This is a genomic window from Methylobacterium gregans (genome assembly GCF_022179245.1).
GTDB classification, from domain to species: domain Bacteria; phylum Pseudomonadota; class Alphaproteobacteria; order Rhizobiales; family Beijerinckiaceae; genus Methylobacterium; species Methylobacterium gregans.
Window position 1 is genome coordinate 1 of sequence record NZ_BPQM01000083.1, and the last position, 21,590, is coordinate 21,590.

The 21,590-nt window shown below is 72.3% G+C and carries 16 protein-coding genes; 9 read left to right on the top strand and 7 right to left on the bottom strand.

Translation table 11 applies throughout. From position 1 onward, the window contains the following. Positions 1-54: 54 nt before the first annotated feature. Entirely contained in the window at positions 55-1,146 is a 1,092-nt protein-coding gene (gene recA / locus MFF54_RS16790; RefSeq protein ID WP_238303987.1) for a recombinase RecA, read from the bottom strand. Positions 1,147-1,594: 448 nt separating this feature from the next. On the opposite strand from recA, the gene MFF54_RS16795 reads away from it, so the two are divergent. The 4 genes from MFF54_RS16795 (at position 1,595) to MFF54_RS16810 (ending at position 9,549) form a co-directional block, all read left to right on the top strand. Beyond that, complete coding sequence (locus MFF54_RS16795; RefSeq protein ID WP_238303988.1) at positions 1,595-3,730, top strand: TonB-dependent siderophore receptor; 2,136 nt, start codon at positions 1,595-1,597, stop codon at positions 3,728-3,730. A 133-nt stretch (positions 3,731-3,863) separates the two neighbouring features. After that, the gene (locus MFF54_RS16800; protein WP_238303989.1) at positions 3,864-5,114 is read left to right on the top strand and encodes a metallophosphoesterase family protein; all 1,251 of its coding nucleotides are present in this window, start codon (positions 3,864-3,866) and stop codon (positions 5,112-5,114) included. Positions 5,115-5,127: 13 nt separating this feature from the next. Continuing rightward, complete coding sequence (locus MFF54_RS16805; protein WP_238303990.1) at positions 5,128-8,586, top strand: YhaN family protein; 3,459 nt, start codon at positions 5,128-5,130, stop codon at positions 8,584-8,586. A 321-nt stretch (positions 8,587-8,907) separates the two neighbouring features. After that, a complete protein-coding gene (locus MFF54_RS16810) occupies positions 8,908-9,549 on the top strand; it encodes a phasin family protein (RefSeq protein WP_238303991.1) in 642 nt (213 codons plus the stop codon). An 18-nt stretch (positions 9,550-9,567) separates the two neighbouring features. On the opposite strand, the gene MFF54_RS16815 is transcribed toward MFF54_RS16810, so the two are convergent. Beyond that, positions 9,568-11,064 carry a carboxypeptidase M32 gene (locus MFF54_RS16815; RefSeq protein WP_238303992.1) on the bottom strand — a complete coding sequence of 499 codons (1,497 nt, stop codon included), beginning with the start codon at positions 11,062-11,064 and terminating at the stop codon, positions 9,568-9,570. Positions 11,065-11,335: 271 nt separating this feature from the next. On the opposite strand from MFF54_RS16815, the gene MFF54_RS16820 reads away from it, so the two are divergent. Continuing rightward, entirely contained in the window at positions 11,336-12,019 is a 684-nt protein-coding gene (locus tag MFF54_RS16820) for a GntR family transcriptional regulator (protein ID WP_238303993.1), read from the top strand. A gap of 13 nt (positions 12,020-12,032) precedes the next feature. On the opposite strand, the gene MFF54_RS16825 is transcribed toward MFF54_RS16820, so the two are convergent. After that, positions 12,033-12,824: an enoyl-CoA hydratase/isomerase family protein gene (locus MFF54_RS16825; protein ID WP_238303994.1), complete on the bottom strand. Its 792-nt coding sequence runs from the start codon at positions 12,822-12,824 to the stop codon at positions 12,033-12,035. Positions 12,825-12,945: 121 nt separating this feature from the next. Beyond that, on the bottom strand, positions 12,946-14,196 hold the full coding sequence (locus MFF54_RS16830; protein WP_238303995.1) for an MFS transporter: 1,251 nt from the start codon (positions 14,194-14,196) through the stop codon (positions 12,946-12,948). A 483-nt stretch (positions 14,197-14,679) separates the two neighbouring features. Here MFF54_RS16830 and MFF54_RS16835 point away from each other — a divergent pair, with 483 nt between their 5' ends. The 3 genes from MFF54_RS16835 (at position 14,680) to MFF54_RS16845 (ending at position 17,354) form a co-directional block, all read left to right on the top strand. After that, positions 14,680-15,612: a L,D-transpeptidase gene (locus tag MFF54_RS16835; RefSeq protein ID WP_238303996.1), complete on the top strand. Its 933-nt coding sequence runs from the start codon at positions 14,680-14,682 to the stop codon at positions 15,610-15,612. 73 nt (positions 15,613-15,685) lie between these two features. Further along, positions 15,686-16,861, top strand: coding sequence for a glycosyltransferase family 2 protein (locus MFF54_RS16840; RefSeq protein WP_238303997.1), 1,176 nt, complete (start codon positions 15,686-15,688; stop codon positions 16,859-16,861). A gap of 10 nt (positions 16,862-16,871) precedes the next feature. After that, positions 16,872-17,354: a hypothetical protein gene (locus MFF54_RS16845; protein WP_238303998.1), complete on the top strand. Its 483-nt coding sequence runs from the start codon at positions 16,872-16,874 to the stop codon at positions 17,352-17,354. A 60-nt stretch (positions 17,355-17,414) separates the two neighbouring features. On the opposite strand, the gene glpX is transcribed toward MFF54_RS16845, so the two are convergent. The 3 genes from glpX to MFF54_RS16860 all read right to left on the bottom strand — a co-directional run bounded on the left by glpX (position 17,415) and on the right by MFF54_RS16860 (position 20,704). Further along, positions 17,415-18,404: a class II fructose-bisphosphatase gene (gene glpX / locus MFF54_RS16850; RefSeq protein ID WP_238303999.1), complete on the bottom strand. Its 990-nt coding sequence runs from the start codon at positions 18,402-18,404 to the stop codon at positions 17,415-17,417. 171 nt (positions 18,405-18,575) lie between these two features. After that, on the bottom strand, positions 18,576-19,898 hold the full coding sequence (locus MFF54_RS16855; RefSeq protein WP_238304000.1) for a homoserine dehydrogenase: 1,323 nt from the start codon (positions 19,896-19,898) through the stop codon (positions 18,576-18,578). Between the two features lie 110 nt (positions 19,899-20,008). Then, complete coding sequence (locus MFF54_RS16860; RefSeq protein ID WP_238304001.1) at positions 20,009-20,704, bottom strand: hypothetical protein; 696 nt, start codon at positions 20,702-20,704, stop codon at positions 20,009-20,011. Positions 20,705-20,787: 83 nt separating this feature from the next. Here MFF54_RS16860 and xth point away from each other — a divergent pair, with 83 nt between their 5' ends. After that, positions 20,788-21,582 carry an exodeoxyribonuclease III gene (gene xth / locus MFF54_RS16865; RefSeq protein ID WP_238304002.1) on the top strand — a complete coding sequence of 265 codons (795 nt, stop codon included), beginning with the start codon at positions 20,788-20,790 and terminating at the stop codon, positions 21,580-21,582. Positions 21,583-21,590 lie beyond the last annotated feature (8 nt).

Sequence of the window (21,590 nt, forward strand, 5' to 3'; positions counted from 1 at the left end):
GTCCGGCGGGCGTCTTCATGTCCGGCTTTGCCGGAGTTTCGGCCGGAGCTTTGCTCAGGCCTCGCCCTCGTCGAGGTCGTCGGCGGTGGGCGTGGCGTTCTCGAGGATCTTGTCGGCGACGAGGCCCGAGTTCTGGCGGATCGCCGCCTCGATCTTGTTGGCGATCTCGGGGTTGTCGCGCAGGAAGCCCTTCGAGTTCTCGCGGCCCTGGCCGAGGCGCTGGCTGTTGTAGGAGAACCAGGCGCCCGACTTCTCGACGATGCCGGCCTTCACGCCGAGGTCGATCAGCTCGCCGACCTTCGACACGCCCTCGCCGAACATGATGTCGAACTCGACCTGCTTGAAGGGCGGCGCGACCTTGTTCTTGACGACCTTCACGCGGACCTGGTTGCCGATGGCCTCGTCGCGGTCCTTCAGGGTCGAGACGCGGCGGATGTCGAGCCGGACCGAGGCGTAGAACTTCAGCGCGTTGCCGCCCGTCGTCGTCTCGGGGGAGCCGTACATCACGCCGATCTTCATCCGGATCTGGTTGATGAAGATCACCATGCACTTCGAGCGCGAGATCGAGCCGGTGAGCTTGCGCAGCGCCTGGGACATCAGTCGGGCCTGGAGGCCGGGCTGCGACTCGCCCATCTCGCCCTCGATCTCGGCCCGCGGGGTCAGCGCGGCGACCGAATCGACCACCAGCACGTCGATGGCGCCCGAGCGCACCAGCGTGTCGGTGATCTCGAGCGCCTGCTCGCCCGTGTCGGGCTGCGAGATCAGCAGGTCGTCGAGGTTCACGCCGAGCTTGCGCGCGTAGACCGGGTCGAGGGCGTGCTCCGCGTCCACGAAGGCGCAGACGCCGCCCTTCTTCTGGGCCTCGGCGATGGTGTGGAGCGCCAGCGTGGTCTTGCCCGAGGATTCCGGCCCGTAGACCTCGATCACCCGGCCGCGCGGCAGGCCGCCGACGCCGAGCGCGATGTCGAGGCCGAGCGAGCCCGTCGAGACCGTCTCGACCTCGGTCACCTGCTGGTTCTTGCCGAGCCGCATGATCGAGCCCTTGCCGAAGGCGCGCTCGATCTGGGACAGCGCGGCGTCGATCGCCTTCGACTTGTCCTTGTCCATGCTGGGCGTATCCACCACTTTCAGTGCGGGCTGAGCCATGTCGGCGGCATCCTTATGGGGGTGTCGGGCGCCGTTCGCAATCGCGCCCCGGCTGCGATTTATGTACCTGTTTTGTTCTTGTTCTGCAAGGGGCGTGGGTGTTCCGTCTGGCTCCTGAACCCAGATTGGAGCGGCATAGCGGAACCCGGGGGCAGGGTGCCGAGCCCGACGCCTCACCATTCATGAGGGCAGGGCTCGCCTACGGTGTCCCGGGCTTACGGCGCCTGCTTTCGCGCTTCGGCTGCACCGTGGCGAGCCTGCACAATCGCTGTTGCCCAGATTGTAATTAGTCGAAGTCTATCATGTTGATTTCGCGATACGTTGTCCTGCAAACGAATTCCTTCGAGAGCTTAGACGTCCGTTCGCACTTGCTTCTACCCACCGCTGCACGCTCAACGGCCCGGCAGCGGGAGGGCAAGGCTCCCGGCGACGGTCGGGAGCAGGAACGATGGCGGCAGCGGGTAGAGGCGGACGGGTGCGCGCGGCAGCCCTCTTGGGCGGTCTGGCCCCGCTCTGCCTCGCCGCGGCGCGGGCGCAGCCGGCGCAGGGTGAGGTCGTCCTCTCCGAACTCTCCGTCACGGGGGTGGGCGAGGTCGCGACCGGGCCGGTCACCGGTTATCGGGCGAGCCGCTCCGGGACCGCGACACGGACCGATACGGCTCTGCGCGACGTGCCGCAATCGATTCAGGTCGTGCCCCGCGAGGTGCTGGTCGACCAACAGGACATCCGTCTCGCCGACGCGATCCAGAACGTCAGCAACGTGCAGTCCGGCGGCACGATCCAGGGCCGCTCCGACACCTTCCTGATCCGCGGCTTCCGCACCCAGACCTACGCGATCGATGGCGTTCTGCTGAGCCAGGCCAACACCTTCAGCACCACGCAGCGCGACCTCGCCGACGTGGAGCGTATCGAGGTGCTCAAAGGTCCGGCCTCCGTTCTCTACGGCCGCGGCGATCCCGGGGGCCTCGTCAACATCGTCACCCGCCGGCCGACGCTGGAGCCCTCCGGCGACATGACGCTCCAGGGCGGCAGCTTCGGCTTCGCTCGCCTCCAGGGCTCCGTATCGAGCGCCCTGCCCGCGACGGAGGGCCTCGCCGCGCGGGTCAGCTTCGCGGCCCAGGACGACCCGACCTTCCGCAATTTCGGGGACGGGCGCACCAACACCCGGTACTTCGTCGCACCAGCCTTCACCTGGACGCCCGCGCCCGACACCCGCGTCGAGTTCCTGGCCGAGGTCACCCGGCAGGACTCGCAGTACGACGAGGGCCTGATCGCCCGGAACGGCCGCGTGCCGCGCGAGGACGTGGCGCGCTACTACGGCACCCCGAATTCCCGCTTCAACGGCGAATCGAACTTCGTGACGCTCAGGGCCGAGCACGACCTCAACGCGGCCGTGACCCTGCGGCAGGTGGTCAACGTGCAGTCGGGCGGGTTCGACGCCTTCGCGGTGCGCTCCATCGGTCTCACCGCCGCCGGCACGCAGGTCACGCGCCGGAGCACGGCGACGGACACCACCTTCGCGGCGATCGATACGCAATCCGAGATGGTGGCGAAGTTCGACGTGCTGGGCCTGCGCAACACGCTGCTCGCCGGGTTCGAATACACCAACGGCTTCCGCAAGGCGTACGCGGTGCAGTCGACCTTCAGTAGCACGAGCTTCCTCAACCCGGTGCCGCGGGGCACCTACGGCCCGTTCACCTTCCAGAACGCGATCCAGCAGCGGACGGCCCTGTACGGCCTCTACCTGCAGGACCAGATCGACCTCGGCGCCGGCCTGCAGCTCCTGCTGGGCGCGCGAGCAGATTTCGGCAGCCAGTTCTACATCAGCCGGGCGAGCGCGACGCAGGCGACGCCGCCGGACCAGGAGTTGTTCGGGCTCTCGCCGCGGGTCGGCCTCGTCTACCGCCCGGTCGAGCCGCTGACCCTCTACGCGAGCTACACGACCTCGTTCAAGCCGCAGACGGACAACGTGCTCGGCGCCGCGAACCCGCTCCCTGAGACCGGCGTGCAGTACGAAGTCGGGGCTCGCTACGACCTCATCCCGTCCACCCTGACCTTGAGCGCCGCCGCGTTCCGGATCGACCGCCAGAACGTCTCGGCGGCCGACCCCGTCAACACGGGCTTCTCGGTGATCACCGGGGCGCAGCGCGCCGAGGGCGTCGAGTTCGACATCGCGGGCGAGATCCTGCCGGGCTGGAAGATCATCGGCGGCCTCGGCTATCTCGACACCCGCATCACCCGCGACACCACCTTCGCGATCGGCAACCGGCTGATCGGCGCGCCGGAATTCAGCGCCAGCGTCTGGTCGACCTACCAGATCCAGGACGGGCCCTGGCGCGGCCTCGGCTTCGGTGCGGGCGTCACCCACGTGGGCAACCGCTTCGGCGACCTCAACAACAGCTTCACGGTAGGCGCCTATACCCGCCTCGACGCGGCGCTGTTCTACGATTTCGAGCGCTACCGCTTCGCGATCAACGCCCGCAACCTGACGGACGCGCGCTACATCGAGCAGCCGTTCAACCAGTTCAACAACCTGCCGGGCGCGCCGCTGACCGTGCTGGCGACGATCACGGCGCGCCTATGACGGGTCCGCCCTTCGGCGGGCCGGGCCATCGCCCCGGGTGCCCGCCCGTTGACAGCCGCCCCCGCCAGCGGGCACCCCGCCGGCCATAGGCGTCCCCAGGGACGTATCGCCAACGTGGGCAGCCAACCCGGGCATGAGCCGGTTCACCTTCATCCACGCCGCCGACCTGCATCTCGGCAGCCCCTTGAGCGGTCTCGCCGCGCGCGATCCCGAGATCGCCCGGCGCCTCGCCCAGGCGGGGCGGCAGGCCTTCGAGGATCTCGTCTCCGAGGCGCTCGCGCGTGCCGTCGCCTTCCTGGTGATCGCGGGCGACGTCTACGACGGCGACTGGGCCGACAACACGATCGGGCTGTTCTTCGCGCGCCAAGTGGCCAGGCTCGACCGCGCCGGCATCCCGGTCTTCCTGGTGCGCGGCAACCACGACGCCGAGAGCGTGATCACCCGGGCGATCAGCCTGCCGCCCTCCGTCCACACCTTCCCGCCGACCCGGGCCGACACCCACCGGCTCGATCACCTGAAGGTCGCGATCCACGGCCGCTCCTTCCCGAACCGGGCCGTGCCGGAGAACTACGCCCTCACCTACCCGGCCGCCCTGCCGGGCTGGTTCAACATCGGCCTGCTGCACACCTCCTGCACCGGCCATGCCACCCACGAGACCTACGCGCCCTGCTCCGTCGCGGATCTGGCCGCCAAGGATTACGGCTACTGGGCGCTCGGCCATATCCACGACTACGCGGAACTTGCCCGCGAGCCCTGGATCGTCTTCCCCGGCAACCTCCAGGGCCGCAGCATCCGCGAGTGCGGGCCGAAGGGCGCCGTCGCGGTCGCGGTCGAGGACGGGCGGGTCGCCGCACTCGAGCGGATCATCGTCGACCGTGCCCGCTTCCACCGCCTCGCGATCGACCTCGCCGAGGCCGCCGACGAGCGCGAGGCAGTGGTCCGGGTCGAGGCGGCATTGCGCCCGCTCGCCGCCGAGACTGCGGGGCGGCTCGCCGCGGTGCGGATCCACCTGACCGGCGAGACGCTCGCCCACGACCGGCTGGCCGCCGACCGCGACGGGCTCGTGGCCGAGATCCAGGCCGCGGCCCACCGGGTGCACGAGGACATCTGGCTTGAGCGCCTGAAGATCGAGACGCGACGGCCTCGGACCCCCGCCCCTGCCCCGGCGGGCCTCGCCGCCGCGATCGACCCGGCAGGGTTGCTCGCCGACATCGATCGCGACCCGGATTTCCGCGCCCGCGCCAGGGCGGCGCTGGCCGAGATCGCCGCGAAGATGCCGGCGACGCTGCCCTCCGAGGAGGCCGACCTCGCCGCCGAGCTCGACGCGCTCTGCGCCGAGGCCGAGGCGCTGGTGCTCGGCCGGCTCGGCGGCAGAAGCTGCTGAGGGCTGCCGAGCGATGCGGATTCTCGCCCTCGACCTGGAGCGCTACGGCCCCTTCACCGACCGCACGGTGCGGTTCCGGGAAGACGCCCGGCTGCACGTGGTGCTCGGCGCCAACGAGGCCGGCAAGAGCTCGGCGCTCGCCGCCGTCACCGACCTCCTGTTCGGCATCGAGGAGCGCACCCGCTACGCCTTCCGGCACGACATGCCGTCGCTGCGTCTCGGCGCCGAGATCCGGGCCGCGGACGGGCGCTCCTTGCGCTTCCGTCGCCGGAAGGGCCGCAAGAACACCCTGGTGGACGGCGCCGATTCGGGCCTCCCCGACGACAGCCTCGCACCCTTCCTGGGCGGGCTCTCCCGCGAGGTGTTCTGCCGGGCCTTCGGGCTCGATTCGGCCTCGCTGCGGGCCGGGGCCGCCGAGATGCTCGAGGCCGAGGGCGAACTCGGCGCCAGCCTGTTTGCGGCGGCCTCGGGGCTGCGCGGCTACCGGGCGCTCCAGGGCCGGCTGGAGGAGGAGGCCGCCGGCATCTTCATGCCCCGCGCCGCCCGCGACCGCACCTTCTACCAGGCGCTGACCCGCTACGAGGAGGCCCGCAAGGCGATCCGCCAGGGCGAGCTGCGGGCGGGCGACTGGCGCGACCTCAACGAGGAGATCGCGGAGGCGGGACAGCGCCTCGACGGGATCAACGCCGAGCGCCGCCGCATCGCCGGCGAGCAGGCCCGGCTCGCCCGCCTGAAGCGGGTGGCGCCGCTGATCCAGGCGATCGACGCCGCCGCCGAGGCCGCCGCCCGCGGCGACGGCCCGGACCGGCCCGACTCATGGACTGATTCATGGACTGATTCATGGACTGACTCTTGGACCGACGCCCTCGGCGCCCGCATCGCCGCGGAGGCGGCGGCCCGCGATGTGGCCGCTCGCGCCGCGGAGGCCCTGGAGCGGGCCGAGCAGGAGCTCGCCGCCCTCCCCCTCGCGGAGGGGCTGCTGGCTCGGGCCGAGGCGGTGCTGGAAGCCTTCCGCGGCATCGCCCGGCACGACAAGGACGCCCAGGACCTGCCGCGCATCCGGGCCGAGGCGGACGGGCTTGGCCAGGACCTCGCCCGGCTCGCCGCCCGGATCGGTCTGCCTGACGCCGCTGCGCTGAAACTGCGCCAGCCCTCGGACGCCGCCCGCATCCGGGTCGAGGGTCTGGTGCGCGAGGGCCGGGCGCTCGCCGCGGAGATCGCCCGCCTGACCCGGGACGCGGCCGAGGCCCGGCCCGGCCCGGAGGCCGGTCGCCCCGAGCCGGCCATCGACCCCGCTCCCCTGCGGGCGGACCTGCGCGGCCTCGCGGGCTTGCGCGCCGAGGTCGCTCGCCGGGACGAGATCGACGGGACCGTGCGCCGGGAGGCGGGGCTGCTCTGGCTCCAGGCAGGACGCCTCGACCCCCCGGTTCCCGATCTCGCCGCGCTGGCGCAGGTGCCGCTCCCCGCCCCCGAGACGATCGCCCGCCATCGGCAGGCCTTCGAGGCGCTGGAGCGCCGCCGCGAGCGCGCCGCCGAGCGGCAGGAGGCGGCGCGGCAGGCCGCCGCGGCGACCCGCCTGCGCCTCCGCCTGCGCGAGGGCGCAGGCCCCCTGCCCTCGCCGGCCGATCTCGCCCGGCTGCGCGCCGAGCGCGATGCGCTGATCGAGGCCGGTCCCGCCAGCGAGGCGGCGCTGCGTCGTTGCCGGGAGGCCGTGGCGGCGGCCGACCTGGCCGCCGACGCCCTCGTGCGCGACGCCGCACGCGCTGCCGAGCAGGCCGCCGACCGGATCCGCCTGGAGGCCGAGACGGAGGAGGTGGCCGCCGCCGACCGGGACCTCGCCGCGCTCGCGGCCGGCCGGGCCGAGGCCGAAGCCGCCTGGCAGGCGGCCTGGGCGCCCGCCGGCATCAGGGCCGCCCTGCCCGCCGAGATGGCGTCCTGGCTCGGGGAGGTCCAGACGCTCCTCGACGCCCTCGCCGCGGTCGAGACGCAGAGCATCGAGCAGCGCCGCCTCGCCGAGCGCGTCGAGGCCGCCCGCCCGCCCCTCGCGGCGCTTGCGGCCCGCGCGGGGCTCGACCTGCTGCCCGGCCTCGATCCCGGCCTGATGCTCGCCCGGATCGAGGAGCGCGTCGCGGCTCTCGGCGAGGCCTGGGAGCGTGCCCGCGAGGCGGAAGGGCGCGCCCGCGCCGCCGCGGAGCAGGCCGCCCGCCGCGCCGCCGACCTCGCCGAAGCGCGCGCCCGCGAAGCGGTCTGGCGCGAGGCCTGGGACCGGGCGCTGCCCGCGATCGGGCTCGACGGGGCGGCCGGCCCCGACGAGGCCGACAGCGCGCTGGCCGCCTGGGCCGCGGTGCCGGCGGCGCTCGCCGCGCAGGAGCATCAGCAGCGCCGCATCACGGGACTGAGCCGCGACATGGAGGCCTACCGGGCGGGGGCCGACGCCCTCGTGTCCGCGCTCGGGCCCGACCTCGCCGAGCTTCCCGCCACCGCTGCCATGAAGGTCCTGCACGACCGTCTGGGCGAGGCGCAGGAGCGTCGCGCCCGCCGCACCGACCTCGCCCGCCGCCGCCGCGAGGCCGCCGACGCCCTGGCGGCCGCCGAGGCGGCGTGCCGGGCGGCCTCGGCCGCGCTGACCGAACACCTCGGGGAGCACCCGAACGGACGGGATGAGGATCCGGCCGTGCTCCACGCCCGCCTGACGGCGCGGCGGGCGCTGCGCCTGGAGCTGGAGAGCCGACGGGCCGACCTCGCCCGGATCGCGGACGGGATCACCGAGGCGGAACTCCGCGCCGACATCGCCGGGACCTCGCCCGACGCGATCGAGGCGGCGCTCCGCGGCCTCGCCCTGGAGGAGGAGGCGCTCGACCAGCGCGGCAAGGCCGCCTTCGCGGACCGCGACCGCGCCGAGCGCCGCCGCGCGGATCTGGAGGGCGGCACCGGGGCCGAGCTGGCGCTGGCCCAGCGCAAGGCTGCGGAGGCGGAGCTCGCCGGCGAGGCGCGGCGCTGGGCAGTGCTGCGGCTCGCCGGCCTCCTTATCGGCACCGCCATCGGCCGCCAGCGCGCCGGCCAGCAGGACCCGCTGCTGACCCGCGCCGGCGCCCTGTTCTCGGGGCTGACCGGAGGCGCGTTCGCGGGGCTCGCCCAGGATTACGACGCGGGCGACGAGCCGCGTCTGACCGGGCGGCGCGCGGGCGGCGAGCTGGTGCCGGTCGACGGCCTGAGCGAGGGCACGCGCGACCAGCTCTACCTCGCCCTGCGGCTGGCCTATCTGGAGGATTACGCGGGCCGCGCCGAGCCCGCGCCCTTCGTGGGCGACGACCTCTTCCTCACCTTCGACGACGCCCGGACCGGGCACGGCCTGGAGGCGCTCGCGGCGGTAGGGGACCGGGTACAGCCGATCCTGTTCACCCATCACCGCCACGTCGCCGACCTCGCCCGCGCGCGCTTGGGTGAGGCTGTGGACGTGCTGGAACTGTAGGGCCGCGCCCGCAGGACTGCTGAGCCTGCTCCGGGGCGGCGGCCCGAATACGCCGCGTTCGGAGAAACCGGAGACGGGTACGCGAGCAGACTATCCGCCGATGATTTGCTTTAACATTCGATAATCGACCGAAATAATCCGGCAGGTTGACATTCGGACCTGCGGTTTTATCCTGCTTATATCCTCATAAGGTATCATAATGACCTAGGCATGATGGGCCGTCCGGCACATCCGCCAAGCGGCGCGCCAGGCGACGTGCCGATATGCCGAGGCCAGAGGATCGCGCCCAAGCAGACACTCGAGCAGACGAGGAGCATGCTCATGGCTGTCGCTCAGCATTCCGACCCGACCAAGTCCGATCCGACGAAGGCGGACTCCCAGAAGTCCGATCCGGCGCGCCGCTCCGACCCCATCCGCATGGCCGGCGATACGGCCGGGGATGCGATGGATCAGGCGCATGATCGGGCATCCGACCTGCTCGCGATCAACCGGGAGAATCTCGGCCGCGCCGCCGACATCCAGGAGAAAGCCGCCGGCAACGCGCAGCAGGTCGTGCAGCTCGGCATCGAGGCGATCATCCGGAACGCCCGCGAGATGAACGACCAGATGGCCCGCACCCTCGGCTTCGGCGGCGACGACGGCGAGCGCTTCGCCGGCCAGACCCGGCAGAACGTCGAGGCGCTCGCCCGCTGCGGCACCATCCTCACGCAGGCCTGCCAGGATGCGTGGCAGAGCGCGTTCGAGCTGGGCCGGCGGCGCTGGCAGCGCAACGTCGAGAGCCTGAACCGGCTGGCCCGCGCCCGCACGGTGCAGGAACTCGCCACCCTTCAGAGCGAGATGATGCGCGAGGGCGTGCAGAGCCTCGTGCACGACACCCGCACCGTGGCCGAGGCCTCGCTGCAGGCCTTCGACGAGGCGGGTCGGGTCTGCTCCGGCGTGAAGCCGCTCTCCCTGCCCCATTGAGGGCGGGGAGGCCCCGTCCTAGCCGAGGTAACGGGCCTCGATATGGGCCCGGAAGGCGGCGGTGCCGAGCGGGCCGCCCGTCGCCTCCGTGAGGATCTGATCCGTCTCCGCGAGGCTCGCCCGGGCGTGGACGTTGGCCCGCAGCCAGTCCCGCAGCGGTGCGAAATCGCCCCGTGCCAGCCCCGGTAGAAGGTCGGGCGCCGCGGCCTGGGCTGCCCCAAAGAGCTGCGCGGCCGCGAGCGCGCCCAGCGTGTAGGTCGGGAAGTAGCCCCAGGCGCCGCCCGGCCAGTGGATGTCCTGCAGGCAGCCGAGCCGGTCGTTCGGGACCTCCAGCCCGAGCAGGGCCCGCACGCCGTCGTTGAAGGCGCCCGGCAGGTCGGCGACGGCGAGGTCGCCCGCGATCAGCGCTGTCTCCAGCTCGTAGCGGAGCAGGATGTGGGCCGGATAGGTCGCCTCGTCGGCATCGACCCGGATGAAGCCCGGCTCGACCCGGGTGGCGAGGCGGTGCAGGTTCCCCGCCTCCCAGGCCGGGCCGGAGCGCCCGAAGGCCTCGCGCAGGAGCGGCGCGAGGTACTGGAAGAACGCCTCCGAGCGGCAGGCCTGCATCTCGACGATCAGGCTCTGGCTCTCGTGCAGCGTCATGCCGCGCGCCTCGCCCGCGGGCTGGTGGCGCCAGGCGGCGGGCCGGCCCTGCTCGTAGAGGGCGTGGCCGGTCTCGTGCAGCACGCCCATCAGCGCGCGGGCGTAGTCGCCCTCGTCGTACCGGGTGGTGATGCGCACGTCGTCGGTGGCGCCGCCGCAGAACGGGTGCAGGCTGATGTCGAGCCGACCGCGGGCAAAGTCGAAGCCGAGCGCCTCCATCAGCTGGAGCCCGACCTTGCGCTGGGTCTCGACCGGGAAGGGCCCCTCGGGCGGAAGCGCCTGCGGCCCCGCCGCCTGCCGCTCGCGGATCGCCGCGATCGTGCCAGGAAGCCACGCTCGCAGCTCGGCGAAGAGGGGGTCGATCGTCGCCCGGCGCATGCCCGGATCGTAGCCGTCGAGGAGCGCGTCGTAGGGCGAGAGCCCGAGCGCCGCGCCCTTGGCCGCGCCGATCTCCCGCTGCAGGCGCAGCACCTCGGCGAGTTCGGGGGCGAGCCGGGCGAAATCCGAATCCGCTCGCGCCCCGCGCCACGTCATCTCGCACCGGGAGACCGCGCGGGAACTGGCCTCCACCAGATCCTGCGGCACCGCCGCGGCGTGCCGATAGCCACGGTCCATCTCGCGCAGGTTCGCCCGCTGCTCCGGGCTCAGCGTCTCCGCGCCCGCCTCGGCCAGGCGGTCGGCGACCTCCGGGCCGGTCAGGATCTCGTGCGCGAGCCCGCGCAGCACCGCGAGCTGGTCGGCGCGCGCCTCCGCGGCACCGTCCGGCATCTGGGTCTGCGCGTCCCAGCCGAGGATGCCGGAGGCGCCGTTGAGCGCCGAGAGGCGGGCGAAGGTGCGTTCCAGAGCGGCGTAGGCCGGGGCGTCGGCGTGCATCGTCTCTCCTCGGGGTCGGGTCCGGCGGCTCAGAGCGCTCTCCGCCGACGTGGATATCGGTTCGGTGCAAGAGAGCGCGTGAAAACAAGGCCCTGGAGCCGTGCACGATTGCAACGCGATCGGGCACGGCTCTAGCATCGCCCGTGCCGCCCCGCACCATTCGCCCCGGCGATCGGGTGTCGAACATGCGTTATGATGCATGGACAGGGATGTTTGGCCGAACTAAACGTACAATTGTGCGCGACAGGTCACGCGGATCGGGCCCCGGCCGATGAACAGGATCGACCCCGGCATCGGAATCCACCGCCGCTACCTCCACGACGAGGTCGCCGAGCGGATGCGGGCGCTGATCCAATCCGGCGAGATGGAGCCGCTGGCGCGCATCAACGAGGGCGAGCTCACCGAGCGCTTCGGCATCTCGCGGACGCCCCTGCGCGAGGCGATCAAGATCCTGGCGACCGAGGGGCTGCTGGAACTGCTGCCGAACCGGGGCGCCCGCGTCGCCAGTATCTCCCAGCGTGAGATCGAGGAGATGCTGGAGGTGATCGCGGGCCTCGAGGCGACCGCGGCCGACCTCGCCTGTGCGGCGATCACCGAGGACGAGATCGCGGCGATCGAGGACGACCACCGGCAGATGGTGGAGGCGTGGCGGGCGGGCGACGCGGAGCGCTACTACCCGCTCAATCGGCGCATCCACGAGGGGATCATCTCGGCGGCCCGGAACGCCGTCCTCACCTCGATCTATCTCGGCCTGTCGGGCCGCATCCAGCGCTCGCGCTACTCCGCCGACCAGACGGGCGAGCAATGGGCTCGGGCGGTCGAGGAGCACGGGCGCATGATCGTCCTGCTGCGCGCCCGCGACGGCGCCGGCCTCGCGGCGCTGATGCGGGCGCATATCCGCAACCGGAAGTCTGTGCTCGCCGCGAGCGTCGGCGCAGAGGCGGCGGCCGGCTGAGGCCCGCGGGGGCTCAGCGCCCGGTCCAGACCGGTGGGCGCTTGGCCAGGAACGCCTCCATCCCCTCGCGGAAATCGGCGCTGAGATAGCAGCTGAGGATCAGGTCGTCGTCCGGATCCGCGGAGCCCTCCGCCACCCGGCGCAGACCCTCCTTGGTGGCCTGGAGCGTGAGCGGGGCGTGGCCGGCGAGCAGCGTGGCGAGGGCATCCGTGCGTTCCCGCAGGGCTCGCGCATCCGCCACCACCTCGCCCACGAGACCGATGGCAAACGCCTCCTCGGCGCCGAGGAGGCGAGCGGTGAAGAGCATGTCCTTCACCCGCGCCGGGCCGACGAGATGCGCGAGGCGCTTGAGGTTGGCCACAGACAAACAATTGCCCAGCGTCCGGGCGATCGGGAAGCCGAGGCGCGCGTCCGCGGTGGCGACGCGTAGGTCGCAGGCCGCCGCGATCGCCGCGCCGCCGCCCGTGCAGGCCCCCGCGATCGCCGCGATCGTCGGCACCCGCAGCCGCTCCAGGGTGCCGAGCACCCGGTCCATGAAGCGCTCGTAGGCGAGCGCGTCGTCTGCGGTGCGGACCTCGCGGAACTGGGCGATGTCGGTGCCGGCCGCGAAGGCCCTGTCGCCGGCGCCCGTGATCACCAGCGCCTTCGCGGCCGGGTCGGAGGCGATCCGCTCGCACAGGGTGACGAGACCCTCGTACATCGCGAAGGTCAGGGCGTTGCGGGACTGCGGCCGGTTCAGCACGATCCGGGCAATGCCGGCCGCGTCCTGCGAGAACAGGACTTCGTCGTTTGGCTGATCGCTCATCGCAGGCTCGTCTCGGCGTTCTTCCCGTCCACGGTCTGGCGTGGGCGGCCCGGCCGATCAAGCTGCCGGAACGGAAACGGGGCCCCGAAGGACCCCGTCCGGAGGCGCGTTGCCTGTGTCCTCAGGCGGTGGCGGGCTTCAGCGCGCCCCGATCCTCGGCGACACCGGCCTCCAACACCTTGCCGCGCGGGCCGACCCAGGTGCCGACCCACTTGCGCTGCCACACGAACAGGCAGCCGAGCACCACCAGGGTGAAGGCCGCGTAGCCGATGAAGCCCGGCACGAAGCCGCCCGTGTACTGCTTCGAGAGGCCCATCACGTTCGGCAGGATCGCGCCGCCGAGCGCACCGATCTCGCCGATCATCGAGCCGGCGACCGCAGTGTTGTTCGGCCACCGCAGCGGCACGAGCTGGAACAGGGCGCCGTTGCCGGCGCCGAGCGCGGCGAAGCAGAGCATGAACAGGATCGTGGTGACCGCGAGCGAAGGCGCGGCGGTGAGGGCCAGGAACGAGCCGATTGCGGCCATCAGCACCACGGTCAGAACCAGGATGCCGCCCATCCGATCGGCGAAGTAGCCGCCGAGGATGCGGATGCCGGAGCCCATCAGCGCCGCCAGCATGGTCAGCCGCCCGGCCTCGACCTTCGTGACGCCGAAGCTCTCGTAGAAGAAGGTCGGCAGGAAGTTCGACAGGCCGATGAAGCCCCCGAAGGTGATGATGTAGATCAGCGAGAAGGCCCAGCCATCCTTCGTGAACAGGCAGGAGACGTGCTCCCGGAAGGTCTGCTGGTGGCTGTCCGGCGGCTCCTTGGCGAGCACGATCATCACCACGATCGGGATCAGCATCACGACGCCCGCGAAGCCGTAGACCGCCTGCCAGCCGTAGGCCTGAGCGAGCGGGGGTGCGAACAGCACCGCGAGAACGGTGCCGGAATTGCCGGCGCCCGCGATGCCCATGGCGAGCCCCTTGTGCTCCGGCGGGAACCAGCCCGAGCCGAGCGACAGGGCCACGCCGAAGGAGGCGCCCGCGATGCCCAGCAGCACGCCCATCGCCAGCACGTCGTTGTAGCTCGCCACGAAGAAGAAGCCGTAGATCATCGCGAGCACGATGACGCCCATCTCGGTGAGCGCGGCGTTCTTGCGGCCGATATACTGGGCGAGCACGCCCAGCGGGAAGCGCATGATCGCGCCCGCCAGGATCGGCAGGGAGATCATGAAGCCGGTCTGGGCCGGGGTGAGCCCGTAGGTCTCGGTGATGAACGGGCCCATCGCGCCGTTCAGCACCCAGATCGCGAAGCAGAAATCGAAGTACAGGAACGCGGCGAAGAGCGTCGGGGGGTGCCCCGACTTCATCACGGTCTTGAAGCTGGCCATCGTTCGGGTGCTCGTCGAGTTCGTGGCGCGTCGCGCTGGGCGATCGCACCTTGCCGGTGGGCCGGACTCACACCGTCCGCTTGTCGGGGCGCCGTTGCCCCGGGGCGCCGCTCGGTCGCGGCTGGCGGCCTCGTTGCACCAAGCGTGCCAACCCTTCTCGGCCTGTCCTGCCCTCGTTCCGTCCCTGCAAGCTGCGCGCCGCCAGGAAGACTGCTGCCTCTGGGGCAGGCAGTGCGGACTTCGACGACGCGGGGAATGGCGCGGAACTGCGCAGCTCACGCGGCCGTGAAACACCTGTTGCGCGAAATCGACGGCGCCGCGCGCAGGGCTGACCCGCGCCCCTCTACAGGTTCCAGCCCGGTCTTGACTTTGCTAGAGCTTGCCCGATCGACCTTGGCCGTTTCGGGGGCAGCCGGCGCAGGGTCGCGCCGCGGCCCGCACGCGCTGGGCCGGGCACCATCAGGGACGTCCTACGCTCAAGCCATGTCGGATCTCAAGACCGGCCTCTCGCGCCGCTTCCTGCTCGCCGGATCGGCGGCCGCCCTCAGCCTCGGCGGGCCGCTGCCCGCCCTCGCCCAGCGCGTCGGCCTCGTGCCGGCGGGCAGCGGCGGCTACGACGACGACCTGCTCTACCAAGACCAGAACGGCGCCTTCTATCGCCGCCGCAACGGCCGCTACGAGCCCTATACGGGCCGCGTCGAGTTCGGCCGTCCGGTGCTCGGCGACGAGGCGCCCCCGCCCGGCCGCGGACCCGTGGCGGAGCCCGGGCCCGGTCCGGCCCAGCAGCCTGGTCAACAGCCGGGCCAAGCGCCCGCGCAGCGCAGCGTGGTCGAGCGGCCGATCGATGACGGGCCGATCGACTACGCCCGCGCCTACGCGGCGATCACCGACGATGCTTTCCCGATCGCGGCCTTCAACTACAAGAAGATGAACCCGGTCTTCCTGCGCCAGGAGATCGCCTATGCGGGCCCGCACGAGCCGGGCACGATCGTGGTCGACCCGCGTGCCCGGCACCTCACGCTGGTGCAGACGGGTGGGCGTGCCCGCCGCTACGGCGTGGGCGTGGGCAAGCAGGGCTTCTCGTGGTCGGGGATTGCCACGGTCAACTCCAAGCAGGCCTGGCCGGACTGGTATCCGCCCAAGGAGATGATCGCGCGCCGGCCCGACCTCGCCGCGCAGATCGACAAGCTCCAGAGCGGCCTCGGCGTGGCGGGCGGCACCCGCAACCCGCTCGGCGCCCGCGCCCTGTACCTCTGGCAGAACAACAAGGACACGCTCTACCGCATCCACGGCACGCTGGAGCCGTACTCCATCGGCCAGTCGGTTTCCTCCGGCTGCATCCGGATGATCAACCAGGACGCGATCGACCTCTACGGCCGGGTCGCGGTCGGCGCGAAGGTCGTCGTGCTGGGCTGAGGACCGGGCTCGGCGCCGGTTCGGAGCCGCTCCGCGCGGAGCGGCCGCGCGGGGAAGGGCCGGGAGGTTTCGGTTGGCGGAGGTCGACGTTCTGCTGGGGGCCGTCGAGACCATCGACGGCGGCGTGATCGCGGGCTGGGCCTGCATGCGTCGCCCCGACGGCAGCGAGCGCCCGGCCATCCTCGAAGTGCGGGCCGACGATGTCCTGGTCTTCCGTTTCGTCGCCAGCGCGGTCCGGGAGGACGTGCGGGCGCGCGGCGCCTGCGGCATCGACCGGATCGGCTTTCGGCTGGACCACGCATTCCCCGCCGGCACGAAGATCGCCCTGAACAGCGCCGAGACCGGTGCCCTGCTGGGCGAGGCGCCGCGCTTCGTGGCGCCGCCGCTCTCCCCGCGGATCGGGCTGATCGCGCCCGCGCGCGACGAGGCACCCTTCCTCATGGAGTGGCTCGCCTACCATCGGACCCGCGGGATCGAGCGGTTCTTCATCGCCGACAACGGCGGCGCGGACACCACCTCGGATCTGCTGCGGCGGCTCGACCAGGCCGGTGTCGTGACCCGCTACGACTATCTCGGCCGCAGCCATTTCCAGACGGATTTCTACGCCGAGACGGTCGCGCGTCCGGAGGTTCGGGAGAGCTGCGACCTCCTGGCGGCCCTCGATTGCGACGAGTTCCTGGTCGCGACCAGCGGGCGGCCGATCCCCGCCACGCTGGCGGAGCTGTTCGCCGACACGGCGGTGAGCGCGGTGGCGCTGAACTGGGCGAATTACGGCACGGCGGGACGCGAGGAGCACGATCCCGGGCGCCTCGTCATCGAGCAGTACGACCGGCGTGCGGTGGAGTCGAACCCGCTCAACACGCACATCAAGTCGGTCTTCCGGCCCGAGCGCTTCCGCGGCTTCCGCGTGAACGTCCACGCGATCGACATGGATTACGGGCTCTATCGCGCGGCCTCGGGCGCGGAGGCCGACTGGGACAGGACCCGCGCGGCGCGCGGGATCACCCGGGTGCCGGACTGGACCAACCTGCGGGTGAACCACTACTCGACGAAGAGCCGGAGCGCCTTCGTGCAGCGCAAGCTCAGGGGTAGCGCCGCTGACGGGGCCGCCACCGAGGCCTTCCGGCGCCACGCGGACTACTTCGCCCTGCATGACACAAACGACGTGCAGGAACCCGTCGCCCCGGCCGTGATCGCCGAGACCCGGGCGGAGATCGCCCGGCTCGAGGCCCTGATTGCAGAGGCTTGACGGGTTCCCGATGCAGACGACGCTCCTCCTCGCTACCGCGGCGGGCCTCGTGCTGGTGGCCGGCGCGCTCCTGTACGCGGGCATCCGCATCCGGCGGGCACGGCCCGGCGAGGTCTCGCCGGCCCCGGAGGGCAATCCGGTCGCCGCGCATCGCCTCGTCGGCACGTGGCAGGGTCGGCAGGGCTACGCCTTCGCCGTCGCGCTCTCCAAGACCGGCCCAGGCGACATCCCGATCGACGGAATCGCGGTTCTGGCGCCCGCGGGGGCCCGGATCAGCGTCCAGCCGGCCGATGACGACCGGTGGACGCGCCCGGCCCGCCGCCACGCGGTTCGGTGGCGCGCCATGGCGGGAAGGCGGGAGACGATCGTCCAGTGCCGCCTCCACCTGCCCGCCGCGGCGGCCCGGGCGGGAACGCAGGTGCGGATCCGCCTCACCGGCGCGCCGGTGACCGGGAACCAGACCATCCACGTGACGCTGACGATCGATCTCTGAGGGCGGTGGCCGCCCAAGCGGTCTCAGACGCGGTCCAGAGGGCCCGCGTACCCTGCCGGCCTACGCCCCCTCGTCCAGCCGCCGCCGCTCGCCGCGGATCCGGCGGATCGTGCCGGTGGCGGAGCGGTAGACCACGGTCTCGGTCTCGATCACGCTCGGGCGGAAGCGTACCCCCCGCAGCAGCGAGCCATCGGTGACGCCGGTCGCCGCGACGATCACGTCGCCGCGGGCCAGATCCGTCAGGTCGTAGGTCCGGTTCGGCTCGGTGATGCCCATGCTCTCCGCCCGGCGGCGCTTCTCGGCCGAGTCGAGAATCAGCCGGCCCTGCATCTGGCCGCCGGTGCAGCGGAGCGCCGCCGCGGCGATCACGCCTTCCGGCGCGGCCCCGATGCCGAGATAGATGTCGACGCCGGTCTCCTCCGGGCTCGCGGTGAAGATGATGCCCGCGATGTCGCCGTCCGAGATCAGCCGCACCCCCGCGCCGGTGTCCCGGATCTCGGCGACGAGGCCGGCGTGGCGCGGCCGGTCGAGCACGAGCGCGGTGATCTGGTGGGGCCGCACGCCCTTGGCGCGGGCCAGCGCCAGGATGTTGTCGGCCGGGCTCGCGTCGAGATCGACCACGCCCGCCGGGTAGCCGGGCCCGACCGCGATCTTCTGCATGTAGACGTCGGGGGCGGCGAGGAGGGCGCCGCGCTCGGCGATCGCCATCACGGCGATGGCGCCCGGCATGTCCTTGGCGCAGAGCGTCGTGCCCTCGAGCGGATCGACCGCGATGTCGACCGCCAGCCCACCGCGACCGAGCTTCTCGCCGATATAGAGCATGGGCGCCTCGTCGCGCTCGCCCTCACCGATCACCACGCGGCCGTCCACCGGCAGGGTGTTCAGCTCCTCGCGCATCGCATCGACGGCGGCCTGATCGGCGGCCTTCTCGTTGCCCTGGCCCCGCAGCCGCGCCGCGGCGATCGCCGCACGCTCGGTCACGCGGGCGAGTTCCAGGCCGAGGATGCGCATCGCGACGTTCCGCGAGCCCTCGTGCGGCGCCTCAGACATGGTTCCTGCCCTCACGTCCCGGCCCGGACATTTCCGGTGCCCTCCCCCGGCGCGGGTTGTCCCGCGCGGGAGCTTCGTCTGACCCAGTGCCATAGCACGGGCGTGCCGGATCGGTCTCTGCCCAACCGGATCGGAGCGCGATGCTTTCCCCTACAACTCCAGATAAGCGCCCTACTCGCGCTCGATCCGGATCAGTTGCGGCGACTCGGCGAGCAGCCCGTCCTCCGCGATGGCGTCGAGGGCGGCGCGGATGGTCCCCTCGGTCGCCGCGTAGGTGATCAGCACCAGCGGCACCGGCTGGCCGGAACGCCCGCGCGGGTCGTTGACCGCCGCGTTCTCGCTGCGGCGCTGCAGGATGCTCTCGATCGAGATCTCGCGCTCGGCCATGCGGGTGGCCACGCCCGCGGCGACGCCCGGACGGTCGTGCACGGTCAGCCGGATGTAGTAGCCGCCCTCGTGGCGCTGCATCTCGACGCGCGCGGCCGGGCGCAGAGCGGCGCTCGGGCGGCCGAAGGCGGGCCGGACCATGCCGGCGGCGACATCTGCGATGTCGGCAACGACCGCGGAGGCGGTCGCCTCGCCGCCCGCGCCGGGGCCGATCAGGGTCAGCTCGCCGACCGCGTCGGCATCGACCGTGACGGCGTTCGTCACGCCCATCACCTGGGCGATGGCGGAGGATTTCGGCACCATGGTCGGGTGCACGCGCTGCTCGATGCCGGCCGCGGTCGCCTGGGCGACGCCCAGGAGCTTGATCCGGTAGCCGAGCTCGTCGGCCATGCGCAGGTCCAGCGGCTGCACCCGCGAGATGCCCTCGACCGAGACGCCCTCGGCGTCCACGACCGTGCCGAAGGCGAGGCTCGTGAGGATGGCGAGCTTGTGGGCGGTGTCGAAGCCCTCGACGTCGAAGGTCGGGTCGGCCTCGGCGTAGCCGAGCGCCTGCGCGTCCTTCAGGCAGGCCTCGAAGGTCAGGCCCTCGCGCTCCATGCGGGAGAGGATGTAGTTGCAGGTGCCGTTGAGGATTCCGTAGACGCGGCTGACCGCGTTGCCGGGCAGGCCCTCGCGGAGCGCCTTGACCACCGGGATGCCGCCCGCGACCGAGGCCTCGAAGGCGAGCGCCACGCCGGCCGCCTCGGCGGTCTGGGCGAGCGCCGCGCCGTGATGGGCGAGCAGCGCCTTGTTGGCGGTGACCACGTGCTTGCCCGCACTGAGCGCCGCCTCGACGGTCGCCTTGGCGGGACCCTCCGAGCCGCCGATCAGCTCGACCACGCAATCGACCTCGCCCGAGCGGGCGAGCGCCACCGGATCGTCGAACCACTGGAGGCCGGCGAGGTCGAGCCCGCGGTCGCGCGCGCGGTCGCGCGACGAGACGGCGGTGACGCGGATCTCGCGGCCGGTCGCGGCGGAGAGCGCGTCGGCGCGGCGCGCGATCATGCGGACGACGGAGGCACCCACGGTGCCGAGGCCGGCGACGCCGAGGCGGAGGCTGTGTGTCATGGTTCCTATCCGGGCCCGGCTGTCGGCAGGGCGCGCGGGCGCGCCCCGGCGGGCGCGCACTCATGCAACGATTTGCCCGCACCCGCAAGAAAGCGGCGGGAGCGGGGCGTTCAGTCCGGCACCCGCCGCCGGTAGCGCGCGGCCGTCACGATCAGGGCGAAGAGCACGCAAGCGTTGAGCAGGTGCCAGAGCCAGTGCGTGCCGAAGGGGATCGCCCCGCAGGCCGCCCGGTCGAGGGTGCGCGCGGCGAGCGAGACGCCGAACAGGGCGGCGATCCCGAGGAGCGCCAGCCCCGCCTCACGGCGGGCCGCGGCCCGGTGGCAGGTCTGGCCGACCAGAAGCGGCGCCGCGACGCCGCCCAGCGCCAGGAAGGCCGGCAGGTAGGCGATCGAGCCGTTGGTCGCCGTCTCGACCGAGCGGCCGGTGAGCGCGTCGAGCGCCGGGACCAGACCGAGTGAGAAGGCCAGGAAGCCGAGCGTCGCCCCGCCCGCCGCGAGGCCCCCGAGCCCGAGGAAGCGCCGCAGGGCGAGGAAGAAGTAGCCGTAGATGAAGGCCGCGATCGGGAGCACGTCGGCCAGCATCGACCAGTGCACGGCCAGCGTGTGGAACAGGAAGGAGCCGATCCCGACGATGCCGGCGAGGAGGGCCAGCGCCAGGGCGGCCGGGTCGCGCCCCGCTCTCCAAACGGCGGCCACCGCCGCGACCAGGAAGGCGGCGTTCGTTGCCGCGTTCAGCGGCTCGTCCCAGAAGCCGGGACCCGTGCGCTCGCAATAGGCGCGGATCGGCTCAAACCAATCGGTGCTCATCGTGGTCCCGTCTCCCCGGCCCGCCGCTTGTCAGGCGGGTGCGAAGGCCCGATGACGGGCGCCGGTCTCAAGGACGCGTCGCCATGCGAGTGAGTACGTGGAACGTCAATTCGATCAAGCAGCGGATCGGGCACCTCACGGCCTTCCTGGCCGAGGCGAAGCCCGACGTGGTCTGCCTGCAGGAACTGAAGTGCCAGGACGAGTCCTTTCCCCGCGCCGAGGTCGAGGCGGCGGGCTATCACGTGGAGACGCTGGGGCAGAAGGCCTATAACGGCGTCGCGCTGCTGGTGCGACAGCCGCTGACGCTGACCGCCGTGCGGCGCGGCCTGCCGGGCGACGAGGCCGACGTGCAGGCGCGCTACATTGAGGGGCTGGTCGCGGGCGAGGAGGTCGCGCCCGTGCGGGTCGCCTCGATCTACCTGCCGAACGGCAACCCGGTGGCGAGCGAGAAATTCCCCTACAAACTGGCCTTCCTGGAGCGCCTGCGCCGGCACGCCCGGGCGCTGATGGACGCCGAGGTGCCGCTGGTGCTCGCCGGCGACTACAACGTGATCCCGCAGCCCGAGGACGCCGCCGACCCGGAGGCGTGGCGGGCGGACGCGCTGTTCCGGCCGGAATCGCGCGCGGCCTTCCGGATGCTGCTCGCCGAGGGACTGACCGACGCCCTGCGGGCCTGCGACCCGCGCGACGGCGTCTACACCTTCTGGGACTATCAGGCCGGCAGCTGGTTCCGGAACCAGGGCATCCGCATCGACCACCTGCTGCTCTCGCCCCAGGCGGCCGACCGGCTGGTCTCGGCCTCGGTCCAGAAGCACCTGCGGGGCCTGGAGAAGCCCTCCGACCACGTGCCGGTGACGGTGGAACTGCTCGACGCCTGAGGCGCCTC

What these genes read in the sequence shown, in the direction of transcription:
- recA (WP_238303987.1), bottom strand. Translation starts at nt 1,146, where the DNA reads ATGGCTCAGCCCGCACTGAAAGTGGTGGATACGCCCAGCATGGACAAG.
- MFF54_RS16795 (WP_238303988.1), top strand. Translation starts at nt 1,595, where the DNA reads ATGGCGGCAGCGGGTAGAGGCGGACGGGTGCGCGCGGCAGCCCTCTTG.
- MFF54_RS16800 (WP_238303989.1), top strand. Translation starts at nt 3,864, where the DNA reads ATGAGCCGGTTCACCTTCATCCACGCCGCCGACCTGCATCTCGGCAGC.
- MFF54_RS16805 (WP_238303990.1), top strand. Translation starts at nt 5,128, where the DNA reads ATGCGGATTCTCGCCCTCGACCTGGAGCGCTACGGCCCCTTCACCGAC.
- MFF54_RS16810 (WP_238303991.1), top strand. Translation starts at nt 8,908, where the DNA reads ATGGCTGTCGCTCAGCATTCCGACCCGACCAAGTCCGATCCGACGAAG.
- MFF54_RS16815 (WP_238303992.1), bottom strand. Translation starts at nt 11,064, where the DNA reads ATGCACGCCGACGCCCCGGCCTACGCCGCTCTGGAACGCACCTTCGCC.
- MFF54_RS16820 (WP_238303993.1), top strand. Translation starts at nt 11,336, where the DNA reads ATGAACAGGATCGACCCCGGCATCGGAATCCACCGCCGCTACCTCCAC.
- MFF54_RS16825 (WP_238303994.1), bottom strand. Translation starts at nt 12,824, where the DNA reads ATGAGCGATCAGCCAAACGACGAAGTCCTGTTCTCGCAGGACGCGGCC.
- MFF54_RS16830 (WP_238303995.1), bottom strand. Translation starts at nt 14,196, where the DNA reads ATGGCCAGCTTCAAGACCGTGATGAAGTCGGGGCACCCCCCGACGCTC.
- MFF54_RS16835 (WP_238303996.1), top strand. Translation starts at nt 14,680, where the DNA reads ATGTCGGATCTCAAGACCGGCCTCTCGCGCCGCTTCCTGCTCGCCGGA.
- MFF54_RS16845 (WP_238303998.1), top strand. Translation starts at nt 16,872, where the DNA reads ATGCAGACGACGCTCCTCCTCGCTACCGCGGCGGGCCTCGTGCTGGTG.
- glpX (WP_238303999.1), bottom strand. Translation starts at nt 18,404, where the DNA reads ATGTCTGAGGCGCCGCACGAGGGCTCGCGGAACGTCGCGATGCGCATC.
- MFF54_RS16855 (WP_238304000.1), bottom strand. Translation starts at nt 19,898, where the DNA reads ATGACACACAGCCTCCGCCTCGGCGTCGCCGGCCTCGGCACCGTGGGT.
- MFF54_RS16860 (WP_238304001.1), bottom strand. Translation starts at nt 20,704, where the DNA reads ATGAGCACCGATTGGTTTGAGCCGATCCGCGCCTATTGCGAGCGCACG.
- xth (WP_238304002.1), top strand. Translation starts at nt 20,788, where the DNA reads ATGCGAGTGAGTACGTGGAACGTCAATTCGATCAAGCAGCGGATCGGG.